The sequence below is a fragment of the Streptomyces sp. NPDC127595 genome (assembly GCF_042671685.1).
Lineage (GTDB): Bacteria > Actinomycetota > Actinomycetes > Streptomycetales > Streptomycetaceae > Streptomyces.
Map to the genome: position 1 here is coordinate 38,240 of NZ_JBHXWK010000010.1, position 12,076 is coordinate 50,315.

Annotated in this window: 8 protein-coding genes; 4 read left to right on the forward strand and 4 right to left on the reverse strand. The window is 69.7% G+C overall.

Annotation, left to right across the window (positions count from 1 at the left end):
• Window position 1: 1 nt before the first annotated feature.
• Both ACFVKT_RS28685 and ACFVKT_RS28690 read right to left on the reverse strand, forming a co-directional pair.
• Window positions 2-1,309, reverse strand: coding sequence for a cytidylyltransferase domain-containing protein (locus ACFVKT_RS28685; RefSeq protein WP_385736726.1), 1,308 nt, complete (start codon window positions 1,307-1,309; stop codon window positions 2-4).
• A gap of 41 nt (window positions 1,310-1,350) precedes the next feature.
• Window positions 1,351-2,724, reverse strand: coding sequence for a DUF6716 putative glycosyltransferase (locus ACFVKT_RS28690; protein WP_385736728.1), 1,374 nt, complete (start codon window positions 2,722-2,724; stop codon window positions 1,351-1,353).
• Between the two features lie 177 nt (window positions 2,725-2,901).
• On the opposite strand from ACFVKT_RS28690, the gene ACFVKT_RS28695 reads away from it, so the two are divergent.
• Window positions 2,902-3,888, forward strand: a complete 987-nt coding sequence (locus ACFVKT_RS28695; protein WP_385737321.1) for a glycosyltransferase family 2 protein — start codon at window positions 2,902-2,904, stop codon at window positions 3,886-3,888.
• The gene (locus tag ACFVKT_RS28700) at window positions 3,888-5,219 is read left to right on the forward strand and encodes an alpha-2,8-polysialyltransferase family protein (RefSeq protein WP_385736731.1); all 1,332 of its coding nucleotides are present in this window, start codon (window positions 3,888-3,890) and stop codon (window positions 5,217-5,219) included. Before ACFVKT_RS28695 ends, ACFVKT_RS28700 begins: the two co-directional genes overlap by 1 nt.
• 133 nt (window positions 5,220-5,352) lie before the next feature.
• On the opposite strand, the gene ACFVKT_RS28705 is transcribed toward ACFVKT_RS28700, so the two are convergent.
• Together ACFVKT_RS28705 and ACFVKT_RS28710 are read right to left on the reverse strand one after the other, a co-directional pair.
• Window positions 5,353-7,689, reverse strand: a complete 2,337-nt coding sequence (locus ACFVKT_RS28705) for a polysaccharide pyruvyl transferase family protein (RefSeq protein ID WP_385736733.1) — start codon at window positions 7,687-7,689, stop codon at window positions 5,353-5,355.
• Between the two features lie 353 nt (window positions 7,690-8,042).
• Entirely contained in the window at window positions 8,043-9,515 is a 1,473-nt protein-coding gene (locus ACFVKT_RS28710) for a hypothetical protein (RefSeq protein ID WP_385736736.1), read from the reverse strand.
• 243 nt (window positions 9,516-9,758) lie between these two features.
• Here ACFVKT_RS28710 and ACFVKT_RS28715 point away from each other — a divergent pair, with 243 nt between their 5' ends.
• Window positions 9,759-10,880, forward strand: coding sequence for an acyltransferase family protein (locus tag ACFVKT_RS28715; RefSeq protein ID WP_385736739.1), 1,122 nt, complete (start codon window positions 9,759-9,761; stop codon window positions 10,878-10,880).
• A 167-nt stretch (window positions 10,881-11,047) separates the two neighbouring features.
• A complete protein-coding gene (locus ACFVKT_RS28720; protein ID WP_385736742.1) occupies window positions 11,048-12,046 on the forward strand; it encodes a class I SAM-dependent methyltransferase in 999 nt (332 codons plus the stop codon).
• Window positions 12,047-12,076: the final 30 nt, after the last annotated feature.

Consider the following 12,076-nt stretch of genomic DNA (forward strand, 5'->3'; position numbering starts at 1 on the left):
CTTACTTGTCGAGGGAATCGAGAGAAGGGCCGAGGATCCAGCTGGCGATCTCTCGGATCGCGCCGTCGCCGCCGGGGACGGTGGTGACCGCGCGTGCGGCAGCGCGCACGACGTCGTGGGCGCTCGCGACCGCAACCGGCCAGCCCACGAGGGCGAAGCACGGGAGGTCGTTGACGTCGTTGCCGACGTAGAGCACGCGCTCGGGCGCGATGCCCTGTTCCTCGCACCACTGCTTGAGTGCGAGATCTTTCCGGTCGATGCCGTGGAGGACCGGAATCTGTAGTTTCCGGGCCCGGGCGGCGACGACCGGGTTCTGTTCCGTGGACAGGATCAGCATCGAGAGGCCGCTCTTGCGGAGGGCCGCGATGCCGAGGCCGTCGCCGCGGTGCACGGAGACGACCTCCCGTCCGTCGGAGTCGATCAGCACCCTGTCGTCGGTCTGGGTGCCGTCGAAGTCGAGGACGACCGCGTCGATGTCGGAGGCGGTCGGGAGGGTGCCGGGGCGGTTGGCGTCGAAGAGGGGCGCCAGCGCCCGGGCACGGGCGAGGTCGTGCGGGTCGTCGATCTCCAGCACCCGCGCGGGGTCGGTGCGCACGAGTTCCGTACGGCCGAAGAAGCGGTGCTGGTGCTCGCGGAAGCCGGCCGCGTTCATCGCGTACGCGGCGCCGGTCTCCAGGAGGTCCTGGGGGCGGTCCTGGCGGCGCGGGCGGAAGGCCTTGTCGTGGTTGACGCCGTAGCCGCCGGTCGTGGCAGTCGTGATGGAAGTCACGGACGGTCCGCCCACCGACGCGGTGGAGGCGGTGTCGACAGCGGTGGCCTCGTCGTCGGCGTCGCGCCAGATGAAGCCGTGGAAGGCGGCCACGGTGACCGCGGTGTCCGCACCGTTCTCCACGACGGCGGCCGAGACCCCGTCGATGTCCTCACGGATGATGAACGGGCTGGTGGCCTGGACGAGCAGGACCACGTCGACCGGTGCGCCGTGCAGGGCCTCGTGGGCGTCCATGGCGTGCAGGACGGCGGCCTCGGAGGTCGCGGTGTCGCCGGCGATGGCGGCGGGGCGCAGGACCACCTCGGCGCCGGCCTGGCGGGCGGCGGCGGCGATCGCCTGGTCGTCGGTGGAGACCACGACGTCCGTGACGAGGCGCGCGGCGCGGCACTCGCGCACGGCGCGGGCCACCAGCGGCACACCTCCGACCGGGAGGAGGTTCTTCGCGGGGACGCCCTTGGAGCCGCCGCGCGCGGGAATCACCGCGAGTACCCGGCGCACCGGCGCCGACCGGCCCGCTTGACCGGCTTCCGAGTTGGACATTCGTTGTTCTCCTTGACGAGGGACGCGTGGGAGGCGGGCGCTCACAGCTCGCCCATCCGCCGGATGACCGGCGCCACGCGCTGGACACCGTGGCGGTAGGCGCCACGGGCGGCTCGGCGGACTATCTGCCGTACGGGACTGGGGTCCCGGTCCGCCGCGGGCGCTCCGGGCAGCGGGGTGCCGTCCGGGCCGAGGTGGTGCCGAGCGAGAATACCTGGGAGATATCCGGGCGCGCTCACGGGTGTGTAGTAAGGGGCAAGGGGCGGGAGTGCCGACGACTCCAGGAGCTCGCTGATACGGAAGCGGGCGACGTCGAAGGCCGTCTCGTACGACCCGTCGGCGGCGACCCCCTGCCGGGACACCCAGGCAGCGTTGGGTGTGGGCTGGAACCCGTCGTCGAGCTGGTCCCATGATGCCAGGCATCCCGAGCCCACGAAGTGGTGGTTGCCGAGCGCCTCGCGCACCCCGAGGTCGCTGAGGACGACGGTGGGGATACGGCGGTGCAGGGATTCCAGGGCGGCCGTGGAGCTGATGGTGATGAGCAGGTCGGTGCTGTCGAGGACCTCGCCCATGTGCCCGTAGACGAGGCGGAAGTTGGCCGGCGGGTCCAGTTTCTGGACCAGCTTCTGGTAGGGCAACTCCTCGATGTGTGTGGTGTGTTCGCCCGGCTTGGAGCGCAGCTTAAGCAGCACCTCGCGGTCCGGGTGCAGTCTCGCGTGCTGGATCAGCCGGTTGAGCAGGTAGGTACGGTCCTTGCGGCTGTCCGGTACGGAGGGCTGGGCGGCGAAGACGACCGTGTACGGGTCGTTCCCCTTGCGGTAGGGGGCTCCGCCGAGGAAGGGCAGTGCGACCTCCGTGACCGACGAGGCGTCGGCGCCTACTCCTTCGTACACAGCTCGGAAACGGTCCGCGTCCTGGCGGGAGTTGGCGAGGACGAGGTCCGCACCGTGCCGCAGCAGGAGTCCGTCGGCGAGCTTCTCGTAGACGACGCCGACATAGCCGGTGACGACCACGGGACGCTTGGCTCGGCCGTCCCAGATCCGCCGCAGGCCGTGCACCATCGCCTGGACGGCGCCGCCGACCAGGGCGAGGATCACGACGTCGTACGACTCCTGCTCCATGGCGCGCAGGAATTCCACGGCCGTGACCTCTCGGACGGAGTCCGCGCTGACGCCCACCTCCGCCAGCTGACGCGGCGTGGGCGTGGCCCGGCCCCGCAGGAGGAATCCGGTCAGAGCGGGACCGACTTGCACATCGGCGCGCGATCCGGCTTCGATGGACGGACCGGGAGCAATGCGACCCGCGGTCAGCGCACCCCACTTCCAGCGGGTGTCGGAGTCCGCCAGTACCGCAACCCGTAGGGACTTCGTTGTACTCGTTGCACTAGGTGGCACACCCACGACGCTAGGAACCATTTCTTAGGTATAACCCAACCTCAACTCAACAAAGAGTTAACAGAAGTCTACCGACAGCCCAACTGGCCCGCCGATGACCAGGAAGTACCTGGAATGAACCGTTCCGACCCCTTGAGTTCACCCACAGTTTCCGTACCGGAAAGTTATGCATCCGGAATGCCGCACAGGCCCCCCGGTGTGCCGAAGCTCTCCGTCATCGTGCCGTTCTACAACGTTCAGCAGTACGCCCCGGACACACTCAGAAGCCTTCGCCTGAACGCCCGGGAAGACTTCGAGTTCGTGCTGGTGGACGACCATTCGAAGGATGAAACGCCTGCGATCCTGGAGCGGGCGGCCGAGGAACTTACAGAAGTCGCCCAAGTCCGTTATGTCCGGCATGAGAAGAACGGCGGGCTCGCCACCGCGCGCAACACCGGCCTCGACGCGTCGAGGGGCGAGTACCTGACCTTCCTGGACGGTGACGACTGGCTCGCACCGGGTTATCTCGGTGAACTTGTCTCGGCCATCGAGGGATTGGGCTGCGACTTCATCCGCACCGACCACGTACAGACCGCCAACCGCGGCCGTACGGTGCACCGGGTCCCGCACGGGCGGCGCGACGAGGTGATGAACCCGCGCGAGGCGATCCTGCCCGCGGACCGGTCGACCTCGGTGGACTACGCGTACGCCTGGGCCGGCGCCTACCACCGCCGACTGCTCGACCGGGGGCTGCTGCACTTCACCGACGGGCTGCGCACGGCGGAGGACCGGCCGTGGATCTGGAAGCTGCACCGCGAGGCGGAGTCGTTCGCCGTGGTGAGTCTGCTGGGTGTCTTCTACCGGCGTGGAGTCGCCTCCTCGCTCACTCAAATCGGTGATATCCGCCAGCTCGACTTCATCCGGGCCTTCGACCAGGTCGTCGAGGAGACCGCCGCGGACCCCGACGCCGACCGGCTGCTGCCCAAGGCGGTGCGGACGTACTGCGCGATCATCGCCCACCACCTCTCGGAGATCGACAAGTTCGAACCGGCCGTCGCCCGGCAGCTGCGGTCGATGAGCGCGGCGGCCATAAAGCGCATGCCGCAGGACATGCTCGGTGACGTACTCGACACCATGGACCTGAGCCGTTCCTCGAAACTGCGGCGGCTGCGACGCCGGATCACCACTGCGAAGGCGGCAGCCTGATGTCCCGTACCACCCAGATCTTCTGCGTCTCGACGCTGTACGGCGCCGCCACCCTGGCCGCCGCGATCGAGTCCGACCAGTTCGCGGAGGCCGACCGCCGCCTGCTCCTTGTGTTCAACAACTCAGCGACACCGGAGACCACCCCCGGCGTCGACGAGATGCCGGGGTTCGAGTCGCTGAGTGGTCATTTCGACGGCCTGCTGTCCTGGAACGAGACCATTCGTCCGTTCCATCCCGGGGCATGGTCGCCGCGCAACGACGACATCCCGCTCTTCGAACGCCATCTGCGGCTGCTGTGGGACCTCGGCGACGACCGGGTGGAGCTGGTCCTGGAGTCCATCCAGGTCAGCCCCGCCTTCACGGTGGCGCAGATCTTCACCGGGGCACGCATCGACGTCTACGCCGACGGCCTGATGAGCTACGGCCCCACCCGCAACAAGCTCGACCCGCTGGTCGGCACCCGGGTGCGGCGGCTGCTGCACCTGGACCTGGTGCCCGGTCTGACGCCGCTGCTGCTGACCGAGTTCGACGTACCCGCGGAGGTCGTGCCGGCGGACGCGTTCCTGAAGGTGCTGAACGGGCTCGGCGGCGCCGTACCGGAGCTGCCCGCGCTGCCCGACAACGCGGCGCTGCTGCTCGGTCAGTACCTGTCCGCGCTGAACATCCTCTCCCCCGAGGAGGAGGAGGACCTGCATGTGCGGATGATGCGCGGCGCCGTCGGCCGCGGACACCGGGCCATCGTCTTCAAGCCGCACCCGACCGCGCCGGCCCGCTACAGCCGCGCCCTGGAGACCGAGGCCGCCAAGCTCGGCGTCGAGCTCACGGTGCTGGACACGCCCGTGCTCGCCGAGGTGCTGTTCGAGAAGACCCGGCCCGCACTCGTGGTCGGCTGCTTCTCGACCGCGCTGTTCACGGCCTCCGCGTTCTACGACCTGCCGGTCGCCCGCATCGGTACCGGCCTGATGCTGGAACGCCTGACGCCTTACCAGAACAGCAACCGGGTGCCGGTCGCGCTGGCCGACGCGCTGCTGCCGGACCTGGAGGACACGGCCGGGACCGCCGTCCTCCCCGCCGGCCAGCTGGACGGTCTGGTCACCGCGCTCGGGTTCACCATGCAGCCGCAGATCAACCCGCGGCTGCGCCCGGCGACGGAGCGCTATCTTTCGCAGCACTTCGGGCCGCGCACCCAGCACTACTTCAGGCGTCGCCGGCTGACCTCGCTCGGGCTGCCCGGCGGCCTCCCGGACCGACTGGCGTTCGTGCCCCGCAACTCCACCGCGCGTCGAGTGGTGCGGCAGGCGCGTGCGCTGCGCAAGGCGGTACGCCGCTGAGCCCGGACGCCGGACGACAGCGCCCGGCGGGCGGGTGGATCACCGGCTGATCCACCCGCCCACCGGGCGGGCGTCGTCGCGTCGGGGCGGTTGCTGATGCCGACGGCACATCGGGCAGTCCCGTCGCGATGATTCAGCCGCCCAGCAGGGCGCGCAGATCGGCCGCGTTCTCCTGCGTGATCCTCCACAGCTCCTGCTGCCTGCCGTGCACGTCGGCGACTGTCTTCGGGTGGTCGTGCAGCAGCTCGCGGGAGCGCTCCACGAGCAGGTCGGCGAGGTTGCGGTCATGCACGGAGACACCCCACTCGGGCCGGTCGATGTCCCGCAGGAAGTAGGCCATCTTCGGGTGCGAGATGAGGCTGATGATGGGTGTGCCGCAGCCGAACGGGATCATGCCGGCGTGGCCGCGCATACCGATGACCAGCCTGGTACGGGCGTACTGGTCACGGATCTCGTCGTTCTCGAAGTCGTACATGGGGATGACGGGCAGCGACACCCCGTGCTCGCGGCGCAGGTCGAGGGCGAGCCTCTCGTCGCCGAGGGAGTGCGCGACACACTTGACCCGGCCGAGCTTTTCCAGGCCCTCGACGGCCTTGGCCAGCTGCGCGAGGAAGTAGCCGTAGTCGTGGCCGAAGCGCAGGCCGGCGCGGTCGTAGGCGCCGTTGAGGAGGATGGTGTCCTCGCGCTCGGCCGGGTCCTGCCAGCCGGCGACGAGCTGGCGGGTGACCGTGGTCGGACAGGGCTGGAAGCGCACCCTGTCGTGGAGGCGGGCCGGCAGCAACGCGCGGACCTTCTCGATCGAGCCGTGGTTGCGCAGCCCGAAGAAGGAGGAGCGGTCGACGAGTTGGCGCAGCGCCGACCGGAACGTCTCCGCCCGGTAGGACTGGCCGTCGAAGGCGTTGTAGCCGACCGCGTAGACAGCGATCGGTACGTCGATGCGGTTCAGCAGCTCGCCGGGGACGTTCCACTGCCAGGCGCTGCTGCCGTTGGGCATGGTGTCCGGGATGAACAGACCGCCGCCGCCGATGACCAGGCCCCTGCGGGCGTTGACGCGCTCCAGGGCCGCCTCGTCGAAGAGACGGTGGGCGTGCACGGGGTGCCAGCGGCGGGAGCCGGTGTCGGGGCCGAAGGCGAGCCGGACGCTCTCCGGGAGCAGCTTGTCGCCCGCGTTGCCCTGGCGGTCCATGTAGAAGGCGACGTGTGCGAGCTGGTCCTCGGCGATTCCGGCCTGTCCGGCCGGGGCCTCGGCGGAGCGTTGGTACCAGGTGCGGCAGGCCTTGTGCATGGGTTCCATGTCGAGCCCGGCCAGGGCGTACTTCTGGGCCTGGGCGTCGTCGCCGTGCACCCAGGCGATCTGCGCGAGCCGCGAGAAGGCGGGCGCCGCCCGGCTGGGGTCCGCGGTGGCCAGGAGGAGCTGGGCGCGGGCCTCCTCGTAGCGGGAGATGCTCATCAGGGCGTGCCCGAACACCTCGTGGGGCCAGGCCTCGTCGACCGGGATGTGCACGCTCTCCAGGACGTCGACGGCGCTCTGGTAGTCACCGGCGCCCATGTGCGCGAGGGCTACCCGGCGGGCGGTGGCGACATCGCGGGTGCGCTCGACGTGCGGGGTGCCGTAGTGGACGAGCAGGTCGTGGTGGTGGGGACCGGGCGCCTTGAGGTAGGCGGCGTGCAGTTCGGCGTCGGTGATGTCGAATCCGGCCCGGCGTTCGCGCGCCCGGCCGTGCCCCGCCCCGCCGCTCCGCCAGGGCTTGTCCCGGTCGGCGAAGTGCAGGACCGCGGTGTCCTCGGGGACCGGGAGGCCGCCGGAGAGGCTCTGCTCGACGACGTTGTACTTCGGGTCGAGGGCGACGAAGTCGTCCGCGAGGAGCGTGCTGAGGATGCCCCGGCCGTGTCGGCCGAGCTCGAACTTGCCGCTCCGGCCGATCTCGTCGATCTTCGCGCAGAACGCGTCGGTGAGGTACTCCTTCTGAATGACGAGCGGGCCGCTGCCGAGCACCCGCTCCCCGTCGTCGTCAGCTTCCTGCGCGACTCCGGCGAGGCCGTGGCGCAGGGCGAGGAGTTCGGTGACGGGGCCGAGGACCACCATGCCTGGGTCCAGGGCGACCACGGTGTCGTAGTCGCGGACACGGAAGACGTCGAGGGCGAAGTAGGCGTTGCGGACCGGGTGCTCGTCCGCGGCGCCCTGGGCGTACTCGTCGTAGCGGTCGGCGTCGACTCGGCGAAGGACCACGCGCGGGTGCAGGGCACGTATCGCGGCCGAGGAGGCCGGGCTCAGCTCGTCGTGCAGGACGATGAAGTCCTCGCAGACGCCCGGGTTCGACAGGGCCAGCGAGCGCAGCAGAACGAGAAGGCCGGGCAGGTCGTCCTCGCCGACGAAGCTCGCGAAGGCGACGCGCCGCTTGCCTGTCAGGACGCGCGCGGAGCCGTCGGCGGCGGGGGCCGCCGGGGCGGATATCGGACTCGTGGTCATCTCAGGGATTTCCTCATGCCGGAGACACTGTGGGCCCGTTCCGTGGCCCACGCCTTCTCGCTGCCGTATGCGCACACCTTGGGTGGTGGTCGGCTCGTCGCCGACGGCGAGGAGCACGTCAGGCACCTCGCTCCTGAGACCGCTGACGAGCTTTCCGCTGCGCACGGAGCGGGCACGCGAGCACTTCTCCGGCTCAGCCCGAGGAAGCGACCGCCCGCCGCCGTCGTCATAGTCCTCCTTGCGCCTATGAAGAAGATAGGTAACCACCGAGACCGAGGAGAAGACTGCGGAAGCGCGGGAAAGAAATAGGACGCCCAGGCGAACAACAGGGAATCACCAGGGAAACGGAGTGGTCACCGCAGGGATATCCGCATGGCGTTCGCGCTCCGCGCCCGCCGCATGATCCATTCCTTCTCGCTGACGGGCTCGTGCGGGGCACCCTGTTCCATGGCTGCCGGAACGTGCCGGACACCGCTCTCGTAATAGTCGGAGCCGATCAGGTCGATGGTCGGGCTGACGTCCAGGAAGTCCAGCAGCCAAAGGATGTTGAAGCCACTGGTCGGGGCGGACGGCAGGCGGTCGGCGCCGATCCGGCCGATGTTCCGCACGGGCCACCGCAACGACTCGTCGCCCAGACACTCCTGCGCCCCGGATACCAGCCGGCTGCGCAGCGAGCTCTTCCAGTCGCTCGGGCTGCCGCCGAGGACCAGCCGGGTCAGCACCGGCTCGTCCCAGTTGAGGCCGTGGTTGTGGCCGGTGACATGGATGTCGGTACGGACGCCGGTGTGCTCCGGGTCGAGCCTGTACGAGTCGAGGCGCACTCGGAGGTCGTACGCGTCGATCTCGGCGCCCATCGAACTCTCGCCCGATCGGGCGGAGTTGGAGACCACGCAGATGGACTTGCCGGCGATCTGGTTACGGAACTCACCCAGGCTGAGCCACCGCACGCCGCCGATGGTGGGATCGGCGAGCGGGGCGCGCATCCGGGTCCGGCGCAGGTCGGCGTAGAGCGCGAACGCGTCGGTGAGCACGGGAAGTGCCGGAAGACCATCGACGATGCCGGTGCGCAGGTCCAGGTACCGGCTGAGCAGATCCTGCCGGTCGCTCGCCGGGGTACCGTCGGCCGCCGACGCGAGGATCGCGCCGACCAGCAGCGGCTCGGCGCGCGTCCAGTCTCCGGCGGCGTGCAGAGCGATGCCCGCGGCCCACAGCTCGTCGGCGGGGCGGCTCCCGGCGGACTCCCGGGCTCGCGGGACCTGGCGTTCGAGCAGGTCCAGCAGTTCCTGTTCCCGCGCGGTCACGGTTCTCAGCACGCCGACGCGGGGGCCGAAGCCGAACTTGTCCTTGTCGGTGAGCGAGAGGTACCGCTCGTACGCTTCGAGCGCCTCGGCCTCACGGCCGAGGGCATCGAGAACCTGAGCGCGCAGCCGCCAGCCGGCGCGCGAGTTCTTCCGCTCGGCCAGCACCGTGCTGCTGATCACCAGGGCGAGGTCCAACTCGTCGCCGCCGCACTCAAGTGCCTTTTCGGCGGCGGCGAGCAGGGCGTCGAGCAGCGCTTCGTCGATCCCGGTGGAGGGTGCTTCCGTACCCTTGACGGCACGCTTGAGCAGGGCGATGGCGCCGGCCGCCAGGGTGGGCGAGCGGTCGGCGGGTACGGCTGCGGACGCGCCCGCTGCGACCAGCAGTTCCGTCAGCCGCCCGGCGAGCTCGGCACGCCGACGGTCGGTGACGCCGACGAGCCTCTCGCCGTGCGCCGCGCATGCGCGCAGACAGTCGTCCAGTCCCCTCCGACGCGCAGGCGCCCACCTGTTCCGGACCCTAGTCATGACACTCCTTGTTATTGCCGAGCAAATGCCGTGTTCACCACTGCCCAAAAGCCGTTGGCACGATCTTGCGCACACTTACCTGTCCGGGGGCAATGATGAGAAAATCCGGGAAGATCAATGACTTCCAGGTGAACCCATCGGAACCGGAAGAGAGATCATTGGCCTGTCAGCCATGTCTTGCCTGTGATTCGGACTAACGTGCTGGCCGACCCAACCGCAGACCCGCCCGCCGAGGGGATTTCCGTGACGACCATCACCGCCCGAACGGCGACCGACGCACCGCCGCCGCCGGAGCGGGCGACGCCTCGGGAGACTCGGCTGCGCGCCCTGGACGGGCTGAGACTGGTCGCCGCCCTGATGGTAGCCCTGTACCACTACGGCGGTCGGGGTGGTGAGGTCACCAAAGCCTGGGGCAGCTCGGCCCAGCAGCAGTTCCCCACGCTCCACACACTCTTCACGTACGGCTGCCTCGGCGTCCAGGTCTTCTTCGTGATCAGTGGGTTCGTGATCTGCATGAGCGGCTGGGGCCGGCCCCTGAAGTCGTTCTTCGCCTCCCGCGCCGCACGGCTGCTGCCGGCCTACTGGGCGGCGGTCGCGCTCGTGACGCTGGTGTTCGCGCTGCCGGTGGTCGCCCACCACGCGGTGTCGCCTAGCGACGCCCTCGTCAACATGACGATGCTTCAGCAACCCCTGGGTGTGGACCGGGTGTTGGGCGTCTGCTGGACACTCTGGGCGGAGATCCGGTTCTACGCGCTGTTCGCCCTGTTCGTGGTGCTGCCCGGGGCCACCAGGCAGCGGGTGATCTTCTTCTGCGCGGGCTGGACACTGGCGTACGCGATCGCACAGGGCGCGCAGATGCCCCTGCTGGACATCGTGCTGATGCCTGAGTACGCGCCGTTCTTCATCGGCGGTGTCGGCCTCTACCTCGTCCACCGCGACCGGACCGACGTCTACGCCTGGGGCATCGTGGCCGTCAGCTTCCTGATCGGGCAGCACTTCGCGGTGCGCTCACTGTGGAACGCGGCGGACCCGAACGCCTTCGCCCACCGCACCACGTTCGGCATCGTGCTCGTCGTCGCCCTCGGCTTCGTCGCCGTCACCGTGATCGCGCTCGGCTGGCTGAACTGGGCGAACTGGCAGTGGCTGACCGTCGCCGGCGCCCTGACCTACCCCTTCTACCTCATCCACGAGCATCTGGGCTGGGTGGCCATCAGGGCCTACCACCAGACCCTGCACATCCCCTCCTACGCCGCCTTCCTCCTCACGGTCACGACCATGCTGCTGCTGGCCTGGCTGCTGAACCGGCACGTGGAGAAGCCGTTGACACCCCGTCTGCGCTCCGCACTGGCCGAGCCGCGGCCCTGACCACGCCACCGGGCGACATAGCCGGACACCGCCTATATTGACCCCACGTTTACCTTGTCGCGAGTTTGGATTTCTCTCTCCGGGCAGGCGCGGAAACACTTCTCGCCCGACCCATAGGCTTCTCACAAGTTCCTGGGACTGCCGCACAAGGGAGTGCTTCTCTCCTCATGACTGCCACACAAGGCGCCATCCGCCCGCCCCGCCGGCTCGACGACGTTCCCGGCTGGTTCCCTGTTCTCGACCAGATGCTCTTCGACTGGTGCCTGGACCGGCAGGAGTCGGCGGGGCTGCGGGGCGACCTGCTCGAAGTCGGTGTGTACATGGGCAAGAGCGCGATCTTCCTGGGCCGCCACCGCCAGGAGGGCGAGCGCTACACCGTCTGCGATCTCTTCGAGGGGGACGCCCCGGACAACGCCAATCAGGCGGAGTCGACGAAGTCGTACGCCGCGCTCACCCGGCGCGCCTTCGAGGAGAACTACCTCTCCTTCCACGACGAACTGCCCCGCGTCCTCCAGGGCCCCAGCTCGCTGGTGCCGGCCGAGATCCAGCCCCGCTCCTGCCGGTTCGTCCACATCGACGCCTCGCACCTGTACGAGCACGTGTACGGCGACATCGCGGCGGCCCGCGACGCACTGCTGCCCGGCGGCATCGTCGTACTGGACGACTTCCGCTCGGAGCACACGCCCGGCGTCGCCGTGGCCGCATGGGAGGCCGTGCTCAGCAGGGGTCTGCACCCGGTCTGCCTGAGCGCCCAGAAGCTCTACGGAACCTGGGACGATCCCGCATCCGTCCAGGAGGAGCTGCTTGCCATGGCCCGGGAGCGGGACGACTGCCACCTCAGCGTCCAGGAGGCGGCCGGGCACCGCATCATCCGCCTCAAGTCCAAGGGCATGCGGGCCCCGGACTTCCCGCCCTCCCGGCACCAGACCGAGAGCCCCGAGCCTGTCGTCGCCGAGCTCCCGGCGGATCCGGAACCGGTGACGTCGAGCCCGGCCGCCGCGCCACAGTCTCACCAGGCCCGGCAGTCCCGTCAGGCCTCGCAGGGCCGCCGTACGCCTGCCCCGGGCCGCGGTGTCGCCCGCGCCATCGCCCTGGACGTGCTGCCGCCGATCGTCACCCGGGCGATCCGCCGGGCCCGCGCCGCCAGTTGGCCGACGGGGCGCTGAGCGGGTTTCCGCGCCGCTGCCGCCTGATCC

What these genes read in the sequence shown, in the direction of transcription:
- ACFVKT_RS28685 (WP_385736726.1), bottom strand. Translation starts at nt 1,309, where the DNA reads ATGTCCAACTCGGAAGCCGGTCAAGCGGGCCGGTCGGCGCCGGTGCGC.
- ACFVKT_RS28710 (WP_385736736.1), bottom strand. Translation starts at nt 9,515, where the DNA reads ATGACTAGGGTCCGGAACAGGTGGGCGCCTGCGCGTCGGAGGGGACTG.
- ACFVKT_RS28720 (WP_385736742.1), top strand. Translation starts at nt 11,048, where the DNA reads ATGACTGCCACACAAGGCGCCATCCGCCCGCCCCGCCGGCTCGACGAC.
- ACFVKT_RS28700 (WP_385736731.1), top strand. Translation starts at nt 3,888, where the DNA reads ATGTCCCGTACCACCCAGATCTTCTGCGTCTCGACGCTGTACGGCGCC.
- ACFVKT_RS28705 (WP_385736733.1), bottom strand. Translation starts at nt 7,689, where the DNA reads ATGACCACGAGTCCGATATCCGCCCCGGCGGCCCCCGCCGCCGACGGC.
- ACFVKT_RS28690 (WP_385736728.1), bottom strand. Translation starts at nt 2,724, where the DNA reads ATGGTTCCTAGCGTCGTGGGTGTGCCACCTAGTGCAACGAGTACAACG.